This is a genomic window from Leifsonia araucanica (assembly GCF_051161895.1).
Taxonomy (GTDB): domain Bacteria; phylum Actinomycetota; class Actinomycetes; order Actinomycetales; family Microbacteriaceae; genus Leifsonia.
Genome location: NZ_JBMBTW010000002.1, coordinates 1,520,719 through 1,540,149, shown reverse-complemented (window position 1 = coordinate 1,540,149; position 19,431 = coordinate 1,520,719). Strand labels below are relative to the sequence as shown.

General features: G+C 71.4%; 19 protein-coding genes. 11 read left to right on the top strand and 8 right to left on the bottom strand.

Going from position 1 to position 19,431, the window contains the following annotated elements; all coding sequences use genetic code 11:
• The first annotated feature begins 26 nt into the window (after nucleotides 1–26).
• The 3 genes from ACN6M5_RS07355 (at nucleotide 27) to ACN6M5_RS07345 (ending at nucleotide 2,595) form a co-directional block, all read left to right on the top strand.
• Entirely contained in the window at nucleotides 27–656 is a 630-nt protein-coding gene (locus ACN6M5_RS07355) for a hypothetical protein (RefSeq protein WP_434949072.1), read from the top strand.
• 5 nt (nucleotides 657–661) lie between these two features.
• Nucleotides 662–952 (top strand): winged helix-turn-helix domain-containing protein, encoded by a 291-nt coding sequence (locus ACN6M5_RS07350; protein ID WP_434949071.1) that lies wholly within the window; start codon nucleotides 662–664, stop codon nucleotides 950–952.
• An 80-nt stretch (nucleotides 953–1,032) separates the two neighbouring features.
• Nucleotides 1,033–2,595 carry a long-chain-fatty-acid--CoA ligase gene (locus ACN6M5_RS07345; RefSeq protein WP_434949069.1) on the top strand — a complete coding sequence of 521 codons (1,563 nt, stop codon included), beginning with the start codon at nucleotides 1,033–1,035 and terminating at the stop codon, nucleotides 2,593–2,595.
• On the opposite strand, the gene ACN6M5_RS07340 is transcribed toward ACN6M5_RS07345, so the two are convergent.
• Genes ACN6M5_RS07340 through ACN6M5_RS07330 form a run of 3 tightly spaced genes read right to left on the bottom strand, consistent with a single transcriptional unit; the run spans nucleotide 2,592 to nucleotide 4,419 of the window.
• Nucleotides 2,592–3,074, bottom strand: a complete 483-nt coding sequence (locus ACN6M5_RS07340) for a hypothetical protein (protein WP_434949067.1) — start codon at nucleotides 3,072–3,074, stop codon at nucleotides 2,592–2,594. The two genes, ACN6M5_RS07345 and ACN6M5_RS07340, sit on opposite strands and share 4 nt — an antisense overlap.
• Nucleotides 3,075–3,129: 55 nt before the next feature.
• A complete protein-coding gene (locus tag ACN6M5_RS07335) occupies nucleotides 3,130–3,540 on the bottom strand; it encodes a hypothetical protein (protein ID WP_085369774.1) in 411 nt (136 codons plus the stop codon).
• A 45-nt stretch (nucleotides 3,541–3,585) separates the two neighbouring features.
• Nucleotides 3,586–4,419, bottom strand: a complete 834-nt coding sequence (locus ACN6M5_RS07330) for an aldo/keto reductase (RefSeq protein WP_434949065.1) — start codon at nucleotides 4,417–4,419, stop codon at nucleotides 3,586–3,588.
• Nucleotides 4,420–4,596: 177 nt separating this feature from the next.
• Between ACN6M5_RS07330 and msuE the strand changes: the two genes are divergently transcribed.
• Genes msuE through ACN6M5_RS07315 form a run of 3 tightly spaced genes read left to right on the top strand, consistent with a single transcriptional unit; the run spans nucleotide 4,597 to nucleotide 8,611 of the window.
• On the top strand, nucleotides 4,597–5,208 hold the full coding sequence (msuE, locus tag ACN6M5_RS07325) for an FMN reductase (protein ID WP_085369772.1): 612 nt from the start codon (nucleotides 4,597–4,599) through the stop codon (nucleotides 5,206–5,208).
• A gap of 46 nt (nucleotides 5,209–5,254) precedes the next feature.
• Nucleotides 5,255–6,679 carry an NtaA/DmoA family FMN-dependent monooxygenase gene (locus ACN6M5_RS07320; protein WP_434949064.1) on the top strand — a complete coding sequence of 475 codons (1,425 nt, stop codon included), beginning with the start codon at nucleotides 5,255–5,257 and terminating at the stop codon, nucleotides 6,677–6,679.
• 48 nt (nucleotides 6,680–6,727) lie between these two features.
• The gene (locus tag ACN6M5_RS07315; RefSeq protein WP_434949063.1) at nucleotides 6,728–8,611 is read left to right on the top strand and encodes a thioredoxin domain-containing protein; all 1,884 of its coding nucleotides are present in this window, start codon (nucleotides 6,728–6,730) and stop codon (nucleotides 8,609–8,611) included.
• A gap of 15 nt (nucleotides 8,612–8,626) precedes the next feature.
• Here ACN6M5_RS07315 and ACN6M5_RS07310 read toward each other — a convergent pair whose 3' ends face one another.
• The 3 genes from ACN6M5_RS07310 to ACN6M5_RS07300 form a co-directional block, all read right to left on the bottom strand.
• Entirely contained in the window at nucleotides 8,627–8,962 is a 336-nt protein-coding gene (locus ACN6M5_RS07310; protein ID WP_085369769.1) for a hypothetical protein, read from the bottom strand.
• 144 nt (nucleotides 8,963–9,106) lie between these two features.
• Entirely contained in the window at nucleotides 9,107–9,997 is an 891-nt protein-coding gene (locus ACN6M5_RS07305; protein WP_434949062.1) for an aminodeoxychorismate lyase, read from the bottom strand.
• A gap of 65 nt (nucleotides 9,998–10,062) precedes the next feature.
• A complete protein-coding gene (locus ACN6M5_RS07300) occupies nucleotides 10,063–10,338 on the bottom strand; it encodes an acylphosphatase (RefSeq protein WP_085369767.1) in 276 nt (91 codons plus the stop codon).
• Between the two features lie 48 nt (nucleotides 10,339–10,386).
• On the opposite strand from ACN6M5_RS07300, the gene ACN6M5_RS07295 reads away from it, so the two are divergent.
• Nucleotides 10,387–11,994, top strand: a complete 1,608-nt coding sequence (locus tag ACN6M5_RS07295) for a DUF7059 domain-containing protein (RefSeq protein WP_434949061.1) — start codon at nucleotides 10,387–10,389, stop codon at nucleotides 11,992–11,994.
• On the opposite strand, the gene ACN6M5_RS07290 is transcribed toward ACN6M5_RS07295, so the two are convergent.
• Nucleotides 11,995–12,507 (bottom strand): metallophosphoesterase family protein, encoded by a 513-nt coding sequence (locus ACN6M5_RS07290; protein WP_434949059.1) that lies wholly within the window; start codon nucleotides 12,505–12,507, stop codon nucleotides 11,995–11,997.
• Between the two features lie 115 nt (nucleotides 12,508–12,622).
• Here ACN6M5_RS07290 and ACN6M5_RS07285 point away from each other — a divergent pair, with 115 nt between their 5' ends.
• On the top strand, nucleotides 12,623–13,654 hold the full coding sequence (locus ACN6M5_RS07285) for an aldo/keto reductase (RefSeq protein ID WP_434949058.1): 1,032 nt from the start codon (nucleotides 12,623–12,625) through the stop codon (nucleotides 13,652–13,654).
• Between the two features lie 112 nt (nucleotides 13,655–13,766).
• Nucleotides 13,767–15,266 carry an MFS transporter gene (locus ACN6M5_RS07280; protein ID WP_434949056.1) on the top strand — a complete coding sequence of 500 codons (1,500 nt, stop codon included), beginning with the start codon at nucleotides 13,767–13,769 and terminating at the stop codon, nucleotides 15,264–15,266.
• Here ACN6M5_RS07280 and ACN6M5_RS07275 read toward each other — a convergent pair.
• Nucleotides 15,241–15,834: an NADPH-dependent FMN reductase gene (locus ACN6M5_RS07275; protein WP_434949055.1), complete on the bottom strand. Its 594-nt coding sequence runs from the start codon at nucleotides 15,832–15,834 to the stop codon at nucleotides 15,241–15,243. The genes ACN6M5_RS07280 and ACN6M5_RS07275 overlap by 26 nt on opposite strands.
• A 143-nt stretch (nucleotides 15,835–15,977) precedes the next feature.
• Here ACN6M5_RS07275 and ACN6M5_RS07270 point away from each other — a divergent pair, with 143 nt between their 5' ends.
• The gene (locus tag ACN6M5_RS07270; protein ID WP_434949054.1) at nucleotides 15,978–16,355 is read left to right on the top strand and encodes a hypothetical protein; all 378 of its coding nucleotides are present in this window, start codon (nucleotides 15,978–15,980) and stop codon (nucleotides 16,353–16,355) included.
• A gap of 98 nt (nucleotides 16,356–16,453) precedes the next feature.
• On the top strand, nucleotides 16,454–19,405 hold the full coding sequence (locus ACN6M5_RS07265) for a helix-turn-helix transcriptional regulator (protein ID WP_434949053.1): 2,952 nt from the start codon (nucleotides 16,454–16,456) through the stop codon (nucleotides 19,403–19,405).
• Nucleotides 19,406–19,431 lie beyond the last annotated feature (26 nt).

The window sequence follows — 19,431 nt, the reverse complement described above, 5'->3', positions numbered from 1 at the left end:
AAACTACTTTGTGCTACAAAGTGGATATGGACACACGATCTCAGCATGAGAAGTCCGACGACCCGCGCAGCAGGCTCGATATCATCGACGGCCAGCAGCGTCGCGTCGACCGCGACTTCGAACGTCCCGTGGTCTGGCTGTACGCAGTGTGGGGTTTCGCCTGGCTGATCGGCTACCTCCTGCTGTGGCTCGCGACCGGACCCCTCACCGGCACCATCCCCGGACCCCTCGCCGGCATCGTCTTCGCCGTGCTCATCGTCGGCTCGATCGTCGCCTCGGCGGTCATCGGCTCCCGCATCGGTCGCGGGATGCGCGGACCGTCCACGTTCTCCGGCATCGTCTACGGCGTCTCCTGGACGGCCTGCGCCATCGCCTTCGCGGCCCTCGGCATCGGCCTCGTCGCCAACGGGATGTCGGGCGACCTCTCCTCCCTGTACTTCCCGAGCGCATACGCGCTGATGTGCGGGGCGCTCTACCTCGGCGGCGCCGCGATCTGGCAGGACAGGACGCAGCTCGTGATCGGCGTCGTGCTGCTCGCTCTCGGCGGGGCGGCTCCGTTCGCCGGAGTGCCGTGGAACCTGCTGGTGATGGCGATCGTCGGCGGGGGAGCCTTCCTGGCCGGGGCGATCGTCACCGTCGCCCGCGTGCGGAAGTGACGCGGGTGGACGAACTCGACCCGGTCATCCACCCGGCCGTGCGGCTCAAGATCACGGCGACGCTCGCGACGATGCCGCCGGGGGACAGCATGGCCTTCCCCCGGCTGCAGGAACTCCTCGACCTGACGGCGGGCAACCTCTCCACGCACCTGCGCAAACTGGAGGACGCCGGCTACCTCGAGGTCGAGAAGACCCACCGTGGCCGCACGCCCGTCACCTACCTGCGGCTGTCGCGGACCGGCCGACGCGCTTTCGAGGACTACACGGCGGCGCTCCGCGCTCTTCTCGCGCCCTGACGCGCGCATCCGGGTTGCGGGAGTAGGTTTCGTAACAACCCGAACGGGTTCTTTTGTCAATGGAGACAGGGAGCACACGCATGAGTCACGGTTTCGCCACGATGTCGGTCGCGAGCATCCTCGCAGAGACGGCCCACCGGATGCCCGACAACGTCGCGCTGATCTTCGGAGATCAGCAGATCGCATACGGGGACCTCTGGGAGCAGACCCGCCGGTACGCGGGAGCCCTCCGCGCCCGCGGCGTCGGGGAGGGGGACGCGGTCGCCCTGCTGCTTCCCAACGTCCCGGACTTTCCCCGCTCGTACTACGCGGTGCTCGCGCTCGGCGCGATCGTCGTGCCCGTCCACGCGCTGCTGAAGGCGGAGGAGATCGCATACGTGCTGGGCGACAGCGGGGCGAAGCTGCTGATCTGCGCCGCACCGCTGCTCGGCGAGGGCGCGAAGGGCGCAGCGCTCGCCGGGGTGGAGACGCTGTCCGTGCTCGTGCCGGACGAGTCCGTCGGCGCTCTGCCGTTCGCCAGGCTCGAAGACGAGGCACGGGATGCGCAGCCCATCGACACGTACGTGCCCCGCGACCCGCTCGACACGGCCACCATCCTGTACACGAGCGGCACCACCGGCAAGCCGAAGGGGGCGGAGGGCTGTCACTTCTCGCTGGTCGAGCAGGTGAACGTGCTGCTGGCCGGGACGCTCGACATCGGGCAGGACGACCGCATCCTGGGCTGCCTGCCGTTGTTCCACACGTTCGGGCAGACCTGCGTGATGAACATCGGCTTCCGGGCGGGCGCAGCGATCGTGCTCGTGCCGAAGTTCGACGGCGCGACCGCCCTCTCCCTGCTGAACGCCAACGCCTGCACGATCATGACCGGCGTGCCAACCATGTACATCGCTCTGCTCGAAGCGGCCAAGACCAACGAGGAGCGGCCGCCGCTGCGTTACGGGATGAGCGGGGGCGCCGCCATCCCGGTCGCCGTGATCGAGCGCATGAAAGAGGTGTACGGCATCGACGTGCACGAGGGGTACGGGCTCACGGAGACCTCGCCGGTCGCGTCCTTCAACCATCGAGGGAAGCCCACCAGGGTGGGCACCGTCGGCACGCCGATCTGGGGCGTGGATGTGGAGATCGCCGACGCGGAGGTCGACGGCAGGATCGAGTTGCTGCCGCGCGGAGAGCTCGGCGAGATCGTGGTGCGCGGGCACAACCTGATGAAGGGCTACCTCAACCTCCCGGAGGCGAACGCGGAGGCGGTCGTCGACGGCTGGTTCCGCACGGGTGACCTCGGCACGAAGAGCGACGACGACTACATCACCATCGTCGACCGCAAGAAGGACATGATCGTGCGCAACGGCTACAACGTGTACCCGCGCGAGGTCGAGGAGGTGCTGTCGACGCATCCGGCCGTTGCGATGGCTGCCGTGTTCGGCGTCAGCCACGAGACGCACGGCCAGGAGGTGATGGCGGTGGTCACGGTGATGCCGGGGATGAGCGCGGACGGCGACGACCTGGTGGCGTTCGCGCAGGAGCACATCGCCGCGTACAAGTTCCCGCGGAGGGTGGTGATCCTGGATGCGCTGCCGCTCGGCCCGAGCGGGAAGGTGCTGAAGCGGGAGCTGGTGGCGCGGTTCGAGGAGGAGGGCGCCTAGCCGAGGGTCGACACGGTCGGCACGACGGAGTCGCTGAAGACCTCGGGCACGCCGGGCTGGAAGTCGCCGGAGAGGTAGAGCCGGACGCCCTTCGTCGGGCGATCGGCGTCCGCCACTTCCGCCGCATCCCGCAGCGACTGGGAGAACCAGGCGTCTCCGAGCAGCGCCAGGGAGAACGCGAGCGCCTCCGCGTCGGTCGGCGCCGTGCTCTCGTCGTCGCGTGCGACGGCGCTGAGCTTGGTGGCGATGAGGGTGATCGGCTGCCCTTCGCTCGCGCCGATGCAGGTGCAGGCGAACACGCACAGCACGTCGTCGCGCTCGGGGGAGGCGATGGCGACGGGCTCGGTGGACTGGGGATGCCCATCGGCGGTCGCGGCGTCGATCAGGGTGAACATCCGGTCGCGCATCGTGGCGAACCGCTCCGCGTTGCCGGCCAGGAGTGCCTCGGCCAGGTGGTCGACCTGCTCGCGCGTCGTCATGCTGACGACGCTAGCGCACGCGGACCCCAGGCACGGGTGCGCATCCGGCCGGTCGTCAGGGCGCCGTGTCGAGGGTGCGCAGCCGGTAGGAGGAGTGCAGGTAGAAGGCGGAGAGCGCCGCGTAGACCACGCACGCGACGGTGGGCACGAACGCGTCAGCGGGCTTGGAGGCGAGCGCGCCCAGCAGGGCGATGCCCGCGGCGACGGCCAGCCCGCCGCCGATCCAGAAACCGGCGGCCGGGCGGGCGGTCGCGCGCCACCACACCCGCGGGTCTTCGCGGTTCTCTTCGATGCCGCGGAAGGTGCGCACGCCGATGGTGACGTACGCCACGTTGAGGATCGCGACGATCAGCACGTCGATCGTGGGGTTGACGAGCCTCTGGAAGATGAACACGTTCAGCACCAGCAGGAGCCCGTAGCCGCCGATGATGTAGATGATCTTCCCGGTGATCGTCACAATGCGCACACGGCGAGCCTACGGGCTCCGCAGGGAGGGGTGGTGCTGCTGGTGCTAGTTGACCTCGTTGGGGTGCGCGCTGACGCGGCCCTCGCGCTCCATGGAGGTGATCGCGGCGACCTCGTCGGCGGTCAGCTCGAAGTCGAACACGTCGAAGTTCTCGGCCATGCGCTCGCGGCGGTTGGACTTGGGGAAGACGATGTTGCCGGTCTGCAGGTGCCAGCGGATGACGACCTGGGCGGGCGTCTTGCCGTGGGCGGCGGCCGGGCCGGACACCTCCGGGGCGTCGAAGAGCGGGTACTTGCCCTGGCCGAGCGGGCCCCAGGCCTCGATCTGGATGCCGTGCTCGCGGGCGAACGCGGTCACCTCCGGCTGCTGGTGCGCCGGGTGCAACTCGATCTGGTTCACGGCGGGGACGATGTCCGTGTTCGCGAGCAGCTTCTCCAGGTGCGGCACGAGGAAGTTGGAGACGCCGATCGCCTTCGCGCGGCCGCTGGCGTAGATGGTCTCCAGCGACTTCCACGCCTCGACGAAGGTGTCCTTCTCCGGGGTGGGCCAGTGGATGAGGTACAGGTCCACGTAGTCGAGGCCCAGCTTCTCGAGCGACTCGTCGAAGGCGGCCTGCGCGTCGGTCTGGCGGTCGTTCCACAGCTTGGTGGTGACGAACAGGTCGTCGCGGGCGATGCCGGAGGAGGCGATGGCGTCGCCGACGCCGGTCTCGTTGCCGTAGATCGCGGCGGTGTCGATGTGGCGGTATCCGACCTCGAGCGCGTCGGTGACGATGCGCGTGGTCTCGGCCGGGTCGACGCGGAAGACGCCGAAGCCGAGCTGCGGGATCACGGTGCCGTTGTTGAGTTCCAGGGTGGGGATATTTGCGTTTGCAACCATTCTTCTACGGTAATCCCTGGCGTTCAGCAGTTCCAACCGCCATCGCTTATGAATTCACCTGCGCCGGTTCTGAATCGGAGAAGCCTCGGCGGGAGATGACGCCGTGTTGCGCTCCAGGTTTACGCCGCGTGACGCCCAGCCTGGTATTCCGGGATGCACGGGCTTAGCGTCGCAGGCATGTCTCAGCTCTCGCCCATCCCGTCGAACCCGTCCGCCCGGCCGCTGCGCGTCGTCGCGGTGTCCGGCAGCCTGCACACGCCGTCGAAGACCACGGCGCTCGTCAAGGAGATCCTCGCGTCGTTCGGGCGCGAGCTGCCGATCGACGCGCACCTCATCGCCGTGAACGAGATCGGCCCCGACTTCGCCGGGGCGCTCCGCCGCGACGAGCTGCCCGCGTCGGTCGAGGCCGAACTGCAGCGCATCGAGTCCGCCGACCTGCTCGTCGTCGCGAGTCCCGTGTACCGGGCGTCGTTCACCGGGCTGTTCAAGCACCTGTTCGACTTCGTCGGCCAGTATGCGCTCGTCGACACCCCCGTGCTGATCGCGGCGACCGGAGGCTCCGACCGCCACGCACTCATCATCGAGCACCAGTTCCGGCCCCTGTTCGGCTTCTTCCAGGCGCTCACGCTGCCCATCGGCATCTACGCGAACGACTCCGACTTCACCAACGGCGCCGTGAGCAGCCTCGACCTGCACGAGCGCATCGACCTCGCCGTCGCCCGGGCGATCCCGCTGATCCGCAGCAACGTGGCGGAGGCCGAGTCGATCGCCAAGTACCTGGGACGCTGATGGCGGCGGCCGGGGGAGCGATACGGCGGGGAACGGAGCGTCGCCCGTGACCAGGCAGCTCATCCTCGGCGCGGTGTTCCGTGCGCTCGGCGCCTTCCCGTCCGGCTGGCGATACCCGGGCGCCCACAACGACCCGCTCCGCGACCCCGCCGTGCTGCGCAGGACGGCGCGTGCGGCGGAGGCGGCGAAGTTCGACTACCTCTTCTTCGGCGAGTGGCTCGCCACCGGCCCGGACCTCGAGTTCCGCGATCCCGACCTGCTGGCCAGGATGGACCCGCTGAGCGCCATCTCCTACCTGGCCGGCGTCACCCGGCGCATCGGCCTGATCGCCACGGCCAACACCGGGTACTACGACCTGTTCACCCTGGCGCGGCAGACCGCATCCATCGACCGGCTGAGCGGAGGACGGGCCGGGATCAACCTGGTCACCGGGGCGGACCCGCGCGCTGCGGCCAACCACGGCAGGGACCCGCTCGGCGGCGCCGAACCGCGCTACGACGAGGCCGACGAGTACGTGCGGGCGCTCCGGATGCTCTGGGACAGCTGGGAGGACGACGCGTTCCTGCGCGACAGAGCATCCGGCCAGCTGATCGACCCCGAGAGGCTGCACAGGACGGACGCCCTCGGAGCGCACGTCAGGGTGGCCGGACCGCTGACCGCGCCGCGGCCGGTGCAGGGCCACCTGCCGATCGTGCACGCGGGCGGCTCCGCCCGGGCGCGGCGCCTGGCCGGCGAGCTCGCCGACGTCTCGATCGTGGCCGTCGCGTCGATCGCCGACGCGCAGAGCGTTCGCGCGGAGACGAGCACGCGCGCAGCAGCAGCCGGACGCACGGACGGCGGCCCCCGCATCGTCACGCCGATCCTCCCTGTCGTCGCCGGCACGACGGAGGAGGCGCAGACGGTCTACGACACGCTGCTCGGGCTGGTGCCGCTCGCCGGTGACCGTGCTGCGCAGGCGGCGGGCATCCAATCCGTGGACTTCCCGGGGAATCGCACGATCAGGGCGCTCTCCGGCATCGTGGGCGTGCCCCTCGGCACCCCGGAGCTCGACGCCGAGGTGCCGCTGCGGGTCGCGCGGCGATTCTCCGAGGGCGGCCAGCGGCTGCTGGAAGCGGTGCAGACCCGCACCGGCAGGCGGATCGGCGGCGAGCATCCCGTGACATACAGGAGGCTGCTCGCCGCGCACGCCGTGCCCGCCGCCGCGGTCGTCGGGTCGGGCAGCGAGGTCGCGGACCAGCTGGAGGAGTGGTTCAGCTCGGGCGCCGTCGACGGCTTCAACATCCTCCCGCCGTTCCTCCCGGCTCAGTTCGATGCGTTCACCGCGCTGGTCGTGCCGGAGCTGCAACGCCGCGGGATCGCCCGCACCGAGTACGAGGGCAGCACCCTCCGCGACCACCTCGGGCTGCCCCGTCCAGCCAACCTGCACGTCGCAGACGCAGGCCGAGAGCGCGCCCAGGGCTTTTCGGCCTGAGACTCCGCCACGGGACGAGGCCTCCGCCACGGGACTAGGGTGGGCGGCATGGCGAACCGGCTCGCTGACGCGATCAGCCCGTACCTTCGCGCCCACGCGGACAACCCCGTCGACTGGTTCCCCTGGGGTGCTGAGGCGTTCGAGGAAGCGCGGCGGCGGGATGTGCCCGTGCTCATCTCGATCGGCTACGCCACCTGCCACTGGTGCCACGTGATGGCCAGGGAGAGCTTCAGCGACCCCGCGCTCGCCGAGAGCCTGAACGCGCGGTTCGTGGCCGTCAAGGTGGACAGGGAGGAGCATCCGGAGGTCGATGCCGGCTATCTCTCCGCCGCCAGCGCGTTCACCGGCAACCTCGGCTGGCCGCTGACCGTGTTCGCCACACCGGATGGGCGCGCCTTCTTCGCCGGGACGTACTTCCCTCCGGTGGCCGTCGACGGGCGGGCGTCGTTCCGTCAGGTGCTCGACGCGGTGTGGGATGCGTGGACGGAGCGGAGGGGCGAGGTGGAGAGCAACGCCGCGGCCGTCGTCGCGGCGCTCGAAGCCGCATCCACTGCTGCCACCGCCGTCTCCGAGCTGCCGGACGCCCGCGCACTGGACGCGGCGGTGACGGCGCTCGCCGCGGCGGAGGACGAGCGGTACGGCGGATTCGGGTCGGCGCCGAAGTTCCCCGTCGCACCCGTGCTCGGCTTCCTGCTCGCCAGGGGCAGCGGGAGGGAGCTCGGCGCGCGCACACTGCGCCTGATGGCCGACTCGCCGCTGCGCGACCCCGTCGACGGCGGCTTTTTCCGCTACGCGACCCGCCGCGACTGGAGCGAGCCGCACTACGAGCGGATGCTCTACGACAACGCGCTGCTGCTGCGCTGCTACGCGGACGCCTGGCAGCAGGCGGGGGAGCCGTGGGCGGAGCGCGCCGCGGACGGGATCACCGCGTTCCTGCTCGGCGTGCTGCGGAGGCCGGAGGGCGGGTTCGCGTCCGCACAGGACTCGGAGAGCACGATCGACGGCGCCCGCGTCGAGGGCGCGTACTACCGGCTGCCCGCCGCGGAACGGGCACGTCTGGAGCCGCCACCTGTCGACGCCAAGGTGCTCACCGGCTGGAACGGATTCGCGATCGGCGCACTCTCCCGGGCCGCGTTCATCCTGGACCGTCCGGCCTGGCTGGCGGCGGCACGGCAGGCGGCCGACGACCTGCTCGACCGCCACCGCAGTGCGGACGGCCTGCTCGTGCGCGCCTCCCTCGGCGAGCGCGTGTCCGAGGCGGCGGCCACCCTCGAAGACTACGGAGCGTTCGCCTCAGGGCTGCTCGACCTCGCGCTCGCCTCCGGCGACGCGCGCTACGCCGCGGCAGCACGCGACCTGATCGACCTGTGCATCGACGCGGCCGGAAACGCCGAGTGCCCGTTCGAGACCCCGGGCGGAGGCGATCCCGTGCTGCAGAGCAGCGGGATGGGCGTGCGCGTCGACCCGTCGGAGGGCGCGTACCCGTCCGGCCTCACGTCGGCGGCGTCCGCTGCGCACACCCTGTTCCTGCTCTCGGGGGAGCGCCGCTACGAGCGAGCGGCCCGCGAGGGAATGCGCGTGGTCGCCGCCCAGGCGGTCGGAACGCCGAGCGCGTTCGGCGCTGCGCTGGAACTGATGTCGCGGCTCGCGGAGGAACCCGAGCAGCTGGTGCTGGTGACGCCCGGCGCGGAGGGCTTCGACCGCATCCGGCCGACGCTGATGGATGCGCGGGGCCGCGACCTGCTCGCCGCCGTGCGGCGCAGGGGTGCGGCGCTCACCGCGGCGGCGGACGATGCGGGTGCCGCGGCGTTCGCGGCCGAGGGGTTCGAGCTGTACGCGGGACGCGCATCCATCGGGGGAGAGGCGGCGGCGTACCTGTGCCACGACTTCGTCTGCGACCTGCCGGTGACGACGGCGGAGGCGCTGGGCTGATCCTGCCGACCGGCGCTACGCGCGTTCGAGCCTGTCCAGCAGCTCCCACACGGCGGCGCTCAGCTCGGGGTGGGTCAGCGCGATCCTGCGCAGCACGTCGTACTCGAAGCGCGCGAACATCGCCCGGCCCGCGGCGGGATGGTGGGCACGGGACTGCTCGTCGGCCAGGTCGAACGCGTCGACGGCGCTGGCGCGCAGGCCGATGACGACCTGCTGGTCGACGCTCGGCAGATCGGGGATGAACTGCCACGGGTCCTCGCCCGCCCGGCAGCGGTGCTCGATGATCGCCGCAAGCTCGTCGCGGGCTTGCTGCCGCAGCACCTCGATACTCGTCGGCACGTGTTCCGCCACGTCGTCCCTCCCCTCCGCGCTCGTCCGTCCGCACGCGCCGTCGCGCACAGTGCGTACAGCCTAAACGCCGACGGCCGCAGCTGACGAAACCGCGCCACCCCGCGCATCCGGATGCTCGCGCATCCGGATGCCCGCGAGCCCCGGTCAGCTGGTGCGGGAGAGCAGGAACGCGTTGAGGTCGGCGGTGAGGGCGGCGTCGACCGGGAATTCGCGCCCGTCCAACGCCGTGATCGGCGCGGCCTGGCGCACGCTGGACACGAGCCAGAGCGCGTCTGCGCCGGTCAGCTCGTCGGCGGTGATCTCCTCGTAGACGGTGTCGTAGCCGCGGGCGGCGAAGAACTCGAAGACGCTGGCCTGTGTGGTGCCGGCGAGGATGCCCTGGTCGGTCTGCGGCGTCCTGATCGTGGTGCCGGAGCGCAGGATCACGTTGGACGTCGGCCCTTCGAGGGCGAACCCGTCCGAGCTGAGGAAGATCACATCGTCCGCCCCGCGCCGAACCGCCTCGCGCTGGGCGGCGCGGTTCACCGCATAGGAGAGGGTCTTCGCGCCCTGCAGCAGCCACGGAGAGGTCTCGGCGACGTCGTGCCGGTAGCCGCGGTCGAGCGTGACGACCCGGATGCCCTGGCGCGGCGCGGAGAAGTCCTCCCCTTCGTCCACGAACACCCAGCCGCTGGGGACGCCTGCCCCTTCGACGCCGCGCGTGTAGATCAGCTTCGCGAACAGCTCGGCGTCTCCGCCGTTGCGCTGCAGGTAGTCGGCGACGCCGGCCTGCACGGCCGCGCGCCACACGTCGGCCGCCGGGACGGGCAGGTCGAGAAGGTCGGCGGAGTGCGCCAGCCGGGCGAGGTGCGGTTCGAGCGCCTGCGGGTGGCCGCCGATCACGGCGACGGTCTCGAAGACACCATCTCCGCGGGTGACGCTCAGGTCGGTGACGCGCACCTGCGGGGCAGCGAAGTCGGCGAGAACGAAGCCGGCGTCCCCGGGGTCCGGGGTGCCGGTGGGAGTGGTGATGGTCAGGAGCGTCGCACGGGTCATGGTCCTATTGTGACCCTCCCTGCGCTGTGGCCCTAGGTGCGCTGTGTCCCAACTGCGCTGTGTGCCTACCTGGTCTCCCGGATGCGGAACGCGTCGTCCCCGGCCGGTGCTGCGTCGCTGACCGCCACGTCCGCCACCTCCGAGCCCGGCGGGCCCGTGCGGAGCCAGTCGAGCATCCTGTCGACCGGTTCCTGGTCGCCCTCGACCTCCACCTCGACGCTGCCGTCCGCCCGGTTGCGGGCGAACCCGGTGACGCCCAGCCGGTGCGCGGTCTCCCTGGCGCTCCACCGGAAGCCGACACCCTGCACGGAACCTGTCACGATCGCTCTCTTGCGGACCATGTGCCCATTCTGCTCCGCAGCCCGCCCGCGTGGGAGCGCCGGCACCGGATGCGTTTGAATAGTCCGGTGACCGCATCCCTCATCGCCGCCCTCCGCTCCGACCTCGCCGCCGCCGACTTCACCGTGGCGCGCGTCACAGCGCTGTGGGGTGCGGAGGCCGCCGACGCGTTGCACCGCGGGCAGCGCATCCCGGCTCTGCGGGCACTGGACGCCCGCGCCGGCTCAACGGGCCCGACCCCGTTGGCGACGCTCGCCGCGGTGTTCCTGCTCGGCCGTCCGGCCACCGGCAACGACTTGGCGGAGGCGTTCCCCGCGCTGGGCGTCGACGGCGCCGTCGCGCTCGGGCTGAGCTCCTCGACGGGAGGCGACCGGTTCTTCGCTGCCGTCGACCTGCGGCCGTACAGCTTCGTGGATGCGCACGGCCCGGCGGACTGGTGGATCGTCTCCGACCTCGGCGAGCTCTCCCTCGGCCACGCGCTGCCCGTCGACCACGTGCTCGGCGTCGGCGGAGCATCCACGACCCTCAGCGGGCTGATGCTGCAGAACCCGGTCGACCGGGTGCTCGACCTCGGCACCGGATGCGGTATCCAGGCCATGCACGCCTCCCGCCACGCCAATCACGTCGTCGCCACCGACATCTCGCAGCGCGCCATCGACCTCGCCGCCCTGAACGTCGAATTGAACGGGATCGAGGGCGTCGAGTTCCGGCTCGGCAGCCTGTTCGAGCCGGTGGAGGGGGAGACCTTCGACCACATCGTGTCGAACCCGCCGTTCGTGATCACGCCGCGCGCCGACGGGGTGCCGGAGTACGAATACCGCGACGGCGGGATGGTGGGCGACGCGCTGGTGCAGGCGGTGATCAGCACGGCGGGGGAGTATCTGGCGCCCGGCGGGGTGGCGCAGCTGCTGGCGAACTGGGAGTACCGCGGGGACGGCGCGGGCGAGGGCGATGGCGTGGGCGAGGGCGATGGCGTGGGCGAGGGCGCAGGGGACGGGTTCGCCCGAGTCGAGGGGTGGCTCGACGCATCCACTGTTCCCGTTGACGCGTGGGTGGTCGAGCGCGACGTGGAGGACGCCGCCCGCTACGCGGAGACCTGGATCCGGGACGGCGGCACCCGGCAGGGCACCGACGCCTTCGACCGGCTGATGTCCGCCTGGCTGGACGACTTCGAGCGCAGGGACGTGCGCTCGGTCGGCTTCGGCTACGTGCTGCTGCGCCGCCCGATCACGGGAGAGCCGACGCTGAGGAGGCTCGAGCGCAGGCACGGGGCGCTCGGCTCCAACGAGGCGGGGCTCGGCGTGCATCTCGGCGACAGCCTGGCGGCCCACGACTGGCAGGCCGCCCTCGACGACGCGGCGTTCGCCTCGCATCGCTACGCGGTCGCCGGCGACGTGACGGAGGAACGGCACTTCTGGCCGGGCGACGACGCCCCCACCGCGATGCTCCTGCGCCAGGGCGGCGGGTTCGGCAGGACCGTGCAGGGGGACACCGGTCTGATCGCCCTCGTCGGAGCGTGCGACGGCGAGCTCAGCGTCGCGGCGATCGTCGCGGCCCTCGCGCAGCTGCTCGAGGTGGACGAGGGGGCACTGTTCGCGGAGCTGGTGCCCGCGGTGCGTGCGCTGGTGGTGGACGGGTTCCTGGTTCCGGTGGAGTGATCAGCGCTCGACCGGCACCAGGCGCACCTCGCCGAGCACCCCGTCCGCGACCGTCGCGGTCAGGTACGTGCCCACCGGCTGCCGCCTGCGGTCGGTCGGGGAGCCGGGGTTGAGCAGCCGCAGACCGTTCGGCGCCGTCGTGTCCCACGGGATGTGGCTGTGCCCGAACACCAGCACATCCGTGTCGGGGAAGGCCTGCTCGCAGCGCAGCTCGCGCCCTGTCGCCTGTCCGGTCTCGTGGATCACCGCGAACCGCAGCCCGCCGAGTTCCGCCGTCGCGATCTCGGGCAGGCGCTCCCGGAGTACGCCGTGGTCGTTGTTGCCGTGGACGGCGATCAGTCGCCGCGAGCGCGCCTCCAGGAGGTCGAGGGTCGCCGCATCCACCCAGTCTCCGGCGTGCACGACGACGTCCGCGTCATCGATCGCCGCGAGCAGCTGGGGCGGGAGCGCCTTGGCACGCGCGGGGACGTGGGTGTCGGAGACCAGCAGGAGGCGGAGCGGCGCGTCGGGCATGGCTCCAGCGTGGCACGGCGGCGGCGATCCCTCCACAGACCACGCTCCCGGCCACTTTTCCACCATTCGACGGCAAACGGTTCGCAATCGTGCAGCACAGGAATAGCGTCGGAGCATGGAACTTCGCACTCTCGGAAACAGCGGCACGATCGTGTCGGAATACGCACTCGGCACCATGACCTTCGGGGCGGAGGCCGACGAGCAGACCTCGCACCTCATCATCGACACCTATCTGGAGGGCGGCGGCAACTTCATCGACACGGCGGACGTCTACAGTGCAGGCACCTCGGAGACCATCATCGGACGCTGGCTGGCGCAGAACCCCGGCCGGCGCGGCGAGGTGGTCATCGCCACCAAGGGCCGCTTCCCGATGGGAGAGGGCCCGAACGACGTCGGCCTGTCCCGCACCCACCTCCGGGCGGCGCTCGACGCGTCCCTGTCCCGCCTCGGCGTCGACCACATCGACCTCTACCAGATGCACGCCTGGGATGCGCTCACCCCGCTCGAAGAGACCCTCGGCTTCCTCGACCAGGCGGTGCGCGACGGCAAGATCTCCTACTACGGTTTCTCCAACTACCTCGGCTGGCAGCTGACCAAGGCCGCGCAGCTCGCGCGCGCCAACGGCTGGGCGGCGCCGGTCACCCTGCAGCCCCAGTACAACCTGCTGGTGCGCGGCATCGAGCACGAGGTCGTCCCGGCAGCTCTGGATGCGCGCATCGGCCTCCTGCCGTGGTCGCCGCTCGCCGGCGGCTGGCTGAGCGGCAAGTACACGCGCGACCAGACCCCCACCGGAGCCACCCGCCTCGGCGAAGATCCCAAGCGCGGCATGGAGGCGTGGGACAAGCGGAACGCCGACGACCGCACCTGGCAGGTCATCGACGCCGTCGCGGCCGTTGCAGCGGAGACCGGCGCATCCTCGTCGCAGGTCGCCCTGGCCTGGCTCGCCGACCGCCCGGCCGTCACCTCGGTCATCCTCGGAGCGCGCACGGTCGACCAGCTCACCGACAACCTCGCCGCCGCCGACCTCACCCTCACCGACGAGCAGCGCTCCGCCCTCACCGACGCGAGCGCTCCCCGCACCGACGACTACCCGTACGGCGCCCCCGCCATCGCCCAGCGCCACCGCAGGCACGAGGGCGGCCGGTGACCCCAGCCCGCCCGGCCCGCACCGCCACGCGCCCAGCCACGCGCCCATCCGCTCGAGCGGAGATACGGCCGGCATCCGCCGCGTTCTCCGTTCGAGCGGAGAACGCGGCGGCGTGGCGCGCGGAATCTCCGGTTCAACGCGCGGCCGTGCCCGGCACCAGCACCAGCACCAGCACCAGCACCGCACCGTGAACGACCGCCGCCAGCTGGCGCTCACCCTGCTCGTCGCCGGAACGTTCTTCATGGAGAACCTCGACGGCACGATCCTGGCGACCGCCGCCCCCACCATCGGCCGTGCGTACGGCGTCGACTCGGCGACCGTCGGCGTCGCGATCACCGCATACCTCGTGACGCTCGCCGTGCTCATCCCGATCTCGGGATGGCTGACGCAGCGGTTGGGGGCGCGCGTCGTCTTCACCGGGGCCATCGCCGTGTTCACCGTCGCGTCGGTGCTGTGCGCGGCGAGCACCGACCTGGTGCAGCTCACCGCGATGCGGGTGCTGCAGGGCGCGGGCGGCGCGATGATGGTGCCGGTCGGACGCCTCGCGGTCCTGCGGGTGACGGAGAAGAAAGACCTGGTGCGGGCCATCGCGTGGCTGACCTGGCCGGCGCTCGCCGCCCCGATCGTCGCGCCGCTGGTCGGCGGCCTGCTCGTCACGTACGCCAGCTGGCACTGGATCTTCCTGCTCAACGTCCCGCTGGGCGCTGTCGCCTTCGTGGCAGCGCTCCGGCTGACGCCGCGCGAGCTCGACCGGCAGCGGGTGCCGCTCGACTGGCTGGGGTTCGCGCTCACCTTCACCGGCGTCGGCGCGGTGGTCGTGTTCGGCGCGCTGCTCTCCGATCCTGCCGCGCCCGCCGCTGCGACGATCGCCGCGGGCGTTGCCGGGGCGGTACTGACGGGGTGGGCGATCCTGCATCTGCTGCGGGCGGCGCATCCACTGCTCGACCTGCGGGCGTTCCGGATCGAGACGTTCCGGGTCACGCACGCGGGAGGATCGCTCTTCCGGCTGACCATCTCGGCCGTGCCGTTCCTGTTGCCGCTGTTCTTCCAGGATGCGCTCGGCTGGTCGCCCGTGCAGGCGGGTGCGATCGTGCTGACGCTGTTCGTCGGCAACCTGGTCATCAAACCGGCCACCACGCCGCTGCTCGTCCGCTGGGGGTTCCGGCGCGTGCTCGTCGCCTCGACGGCCGGCGCGGTGCTGAGCATGGTCCTCGCCGCGTTCATCGCGCCTTTCACGCCGATCGCGTTCGTCGTCGTGCTGCTCGTGTTCAGCGGCATGACCCGTTCCACCGGGTTCACCGCGTACAACACCATCGCGTTCGCCGACGTGCCTGCGGAGGAGATGACGGCGGCGAACACGCTGGCGTCGACCGTTCAGCAGATCGCCGCCGGGCTCGGGGTCGCCGTCGGTGCTGTGGCGCTGCGCTTCGGCGAGCCGCTGGCCGCGTGGACCGGCCTGCAGGAGCCCGCGGGCGCATACCGGATCGCCTTCGTGCTGATCGCGGTCCTCGCGCTCGGATCGGTCGTCGAGGCCGTGCGGCTGTCGCCTGCGGCGGGAGACAACATCCGTCCGCCGCGGCGGAGGGTCAGCGCGCCTTCGGCACCACGGTGAGCACGCGCTCGATGAACTCGAAGAACGCGTCGAGGTAGCTCTTCAGGAAGGCCTCGGTTCCCGGGTCGGTGACGGAGCCGTCCTCGGTGATCAGCCCCGGACGCATCTGGATGTACGCCTCCGGCGCGTTCATCTGCGGCGCCTGCAGGAACCCGAGGACGCTGCGCAGTTGCTGCTGTGCGACCGCGGTCCCGATCGCGCCGGGGGAGGCTCCGATCACGGCCGTCGCCTTCCGCGCGATCACGTTCTCCCCGTGCGGCCGGCTCGCCCAGTCGATCGCGTTCTTGAGCGCGCCAGGGATGGACCTGTTGTACTCGGGCGTGACGAACAGCAGCGCATCCTGGGCGGCGATGCTCGCCTTGAAGTCGAGCGCCACCTGCGGGAAATGACCGTCGAAATCCCTGTTGTAGAGCGGAAGTTCCCCGATCTGGATCTCGGTCATCACCAGATCCTCCGGGGCGAGGGAGACAAGAGCGTTCGCGAGCATCCTGTTGATCGAATGCGCGGAGAGACTGCCGACGAAATAGCCGACCCGATACGGCGGCGTGAGCTCGTTGATGGTTGCCATGACCCCAGCATCCACCCCGCCAGGAGCCGTGTCGAGAACCATCCCGAACCGAAATAGGGCATCTGCCCGATGTCCGGCCCCTGCCTTAGAGACGAGAGTCGAACCACTCAGAAAACAGCGACAGCAACCAGGGGAAGACGAAAATGCTGCTAGAAGAATATGTGGCCGACAGGGTGCGGGCGTCGGAGACGGCCGCCACCACCAGGGAACTCGAACTGCTGCGCGTCATCCGCGCAGACGACGCGCAGGAGCCGGCCGGCGGCTGGCTGGCGCGGCGGCGCGCGGCGCGGGCGCAGCGGGCGCAGCGACGGGATGCGTCGGCGCAGGCGGCATCGGCCGGTGCTTCGGTTCGGGAGGCGCCGGCGGCTCCGGATGGGCCGAGCGCGGCAACTCCGGATGCGCCGTCCGCCGCGCTACCGGACGCTCCGTCCGCAGCGGTTCCGGCGAGTCCGGGCGCACCGACCGCGGCCGTTCCGGCGGAGCGCGCGACCCAGCGCGAACTGCAGCACGCCGGTCGGTGAGCCCCGCGAGAGACCCACTCACCCCGACCCGGATCGACCGCCCCATCGACCAGGACTCACCCGCTCCGAGTGTCGGTGGTCGATGGCATGATCAATTCATGCGATCACCGGCGTCGAGCGCTTCCTTGATCGGGCGGGAGCCCGATCTCGAAGCGCTGCGCGACGAGCTCGCCGCGGTCGCCGACGGCCAGCCGCGGGCGGTCGTCATCGGCGGCGAGGCGGGGATCGGCAAGTCCCGGCTGGTCTCCGAGTTCCTGTCGGAGGCCGCATCCGGGGCCACCGTCCTGGCCGGCCGCAGCGTGGATCTCGGCAGCGACGGCGCCCCGTACGCCCCGTTCACCGCCATCCTCCGTCAGCTGGTCGACGCCATCGGGCTGGACGCGGTCCTCTCGGCCGCTGGTCCGGGTTCCGGCGTGCTCTCCGTCCTCCTGCCGGAGCTCGCCTCCGCCGACTCCGTCCCCGCGCGCACCGGGGCGGAGCGGCTGTACGAGCTCGTCACCGTGCTGTTCGAGAACGTCTCGGCCGCGCATCCACTCGTCGTCGCGATCGAAGACATCCACTGGGCAGACACCGCCACGCTGGAACTCGTCCGGTTCGTCATCCGCATGATGGAGCGGGGGCGGTTCCTGCTGCTCCTCACCTACCGCAGCGACGAGGTGCTGCGCGGCCACCCGCTGCGCTCCTATCTGCCCGAGCTCGACCGCACCCGGCGGGCGACACGCTGGGAGCTGGCGCGACTGAGCCGCGCGCAGGTGACGGCCCAGGCGGAGCAGATCCTCGGCTGCCCGGCAGACTCCGCCACCATCGACCGCGTCTACCAGCTCAGCGAGGGCGTGCCGTTCTTCGTCGAGGAGCTGATCGGCATCGAGCACCTCGGCACAGGAGAAGACCTCCCTGAGACGCTGCGCGACCTGCTGCTCGCACGCTACGAACGGCTCAGCGAACCGGCGCAGGGGCTGCTCCGGCTGCTGTCGGCGGCGGGCGTCTGCGTCGAGCACGACCTGCTCGCCGCCGTGTTCGACGGCACGGCCGACCAGTTGGATGCTGCGGCGCGCGAGGCGGTCGTCGCCCACGTCCTCGCGGCGGACACCACCGAGTACTCGTTCCGGCACGCGCTCGTCCGTGAGGCGATCCACGCCGACCTGCTGCCGGGGGAGCGCACGCGCTTCCACACGCGCTACGCGCTCGCCATCGAGGAGGCGGGCGGCTCCGCCAGCCAGATCTCCTACCACTGGATGGCGGCGCACGACCTGCGCAGGGCCTTCATCGCCACGCTGGAGGCGATGGAGGAGTCGCGCCTCTCCTACGCATACCGGGCGGCGGCCGCGGCGGGCGACAGGGCCCTCGAACTGTGGGATCGCGTCGACGACGCCGAGGCGCTCGCCGGCCGCAGCCGCACCGAACTGCTGTCGCGCACGGCGTCCGCGCTCCGCAATGCCGGCGACAGCGAGCGCGCGCTCGCACTGGTGAACGTCGCGCTCTCCGACACCGACGGGCTCAGCCCCGACCGGCACGCCCGGCTGTTGCGCGACAAAGCGCAATACCTCGCCAACCTCAGCAGGCCGGGATCGGTCGAGCTACTGCAGGAGGCGCTCGCCATCGCCCCGCACGACCCGGGCGACGGTCTGCGCGCCCAGCTGCTCGCCGAGGTCGCCGGGCGGCTGATGCTCGAGGCGCGCTACGACGAGGCCATCCAGACGTCCACGCTGTCGATCGCGGAGGCGGCGGACGACGCCAGCGCCCGGCGTTCGGTGGCGCACACCATCCGGGGCACGGTGCTCGTCAATCACGGCTCCATCGACGACGGGCTCGCCGACCTCGACGCGGCCCGCGTGCTCGCGGACGGCGAGAGCGGCCCGCTCCTTCGCAACGCGGTGAACGCCTCCGACGTGATGAACCTGCTCGGCCGCTTCGACGAGGCCGTCCGCATCGCCCAGGCCGGGGTCGCCCAGGCGAAGCTGCGCGGCGTCGAACGCACGTCCGGCGTCATGCTCGCCTCCAACACGGTCGAGCCCCTCCTCGCCCTCGGCAAACTCGACCTCGCCGAGAACATGCTCGACCCCGCCCTCGAACTCGATCCCCCTCCCGGTTTCCGGGTGCACTTGCAGCGGATGAAGCTGTGGCTCACCCTCTGGCGCGGCGACACCCAGCGGGCGGAAGACCTCCTGCGCCGCTGGCGAAAAGGGATGCTCGTCCAGGCCGAGATCGAAATGCAGTCCCGCCTCGGCTTCGCCAGGGTCGCCGCCGAGATCGCCATCGCGCGCGGCGACGCGACGACCGCCTGGCGCGACGCGAGCGTCATCATCTCCGACGTGCGCCGCTCGATCCCGGCCTACGACCTGCCGCTGCTCGCGGTCGCGGCCCGCGCGCTCTCCGAACTCGCGGCGGGTGGGGCGACGGTCGTGAGCGCTGAACCTGCGGCTGACGCGGCGGCCGGGTCGGTCGGCACAGGTGTCGCCACCACAGACCTGCCCACCGAGCACGCCGCGCACGCGCTGCTCTCCGTCCTCGCGGAACTCGCGTCCTGGCCCACCCACCCCGTGTGGGCGCCGCTCGTCGAGGCCGAGTTGGCCGCCGTGCGTAGTGTCCCGTCCGCCGAGCACGTCGAGGCCTGGGAGCGCGCCGCCGCGGCCGCGCTGGCCGACGGCGCGCCAGCGCACCTTCGTCCGTACGCGCTCCTCCGCCGGGCCCAGGCGCATGCCGTCTCCGGGGACCGCGCCGCCACGGAGCAGTCCGCCGCCGAGGCACGTGAGCTCGCCGCCGACCTCGGCTTCGGCCTGCTCGTCGACGCGGCCGACCAGCTCATCGCCTCGGCCGCCCCCGCCCGCCACGTCACGGCGCGCGGTGCCGAGCCGGTGCTGACGGACCGGGAAGTCCAGGTGCTCGCCCTCATCGAACAGGGCCTCAGCAACAAGCAGATCGGCGAACGCCTCTACATCAGCGCCAAGACGGCGAGCGTCCACGTCTCCAGCATCCTCAGAAAGGTGGGAGCCTCCTCCCGCACCGAAGCCGTCTACCGCGCGGCGCGCGTAGGCGCGCACGGAGGGTAGGCGCTACGAGGCCAGCGCGCCACGCA